The organism is Blautia sp. MSK.18.38 (genome assembly GCF_024460535.1).
In the GTDB taxonomy this organism is placed as follows: Bacteria; Bacillota; Clostridia; order Lachnospirales; family Lachnospiraceae; genus Blautia_A; species Blautia_A fusiformis.
Genome location: NZ_JANFYP010000094.1, coordinates 1 through 442 on the forward strand (window position 1 = coordinate 1; position 442 = coordinate 442).

The window sequence follows — 442 nt, forward strand, 5'->3', positions numbered from 1 at the left end:
CAAACCCTTGAAAATACTAAGTTTGTAGCAAGTGAACTTTCCCTTACTCTTTCCCTTGTGTTACATTCTCCCATTGGTTTTCATGAACCTTAATATGGGAAAAATTAAGGGAAAGAAAATTTCATAACACAATATAACATATAACAATAACGACATGGTGAACTGATTGAAATGTTTTCGATATTTAACTCTGTAACTGATTATCAAAAGAAAATGGAGATAAGATACGATGAGAACAATTTATGCAGAATACAACATAAACCACGATAGTATTGATGTTTACACAAGTGCCGGATATATGCTTCGCATTGATTGCTGGGAAGCTGAAAAAAATTTAAAAACCACATATGGATCAGAATGTGCGCTTACTTCATTGGCTGTGGATGAGCCTTTGGAATATGCAAGATTATATCTTGATGGCAATTTACAGATGTGGGTGGAT

Annotated in this window: 1 protein-coding gene; it reads left to right on the top strand. The window is 33.9% G+C overall.

What is annotated here, in order from left to right; genetic code table 11:
- Positions 1-229 precede the first annotated feature (229 nt).
- Positions 230-442 (top strand): DUF6061 family protein (locus NE638_RS17895; protein WP_173717604.1); only part of this gene is annotated, 213 nt, incomplete at its 3' end.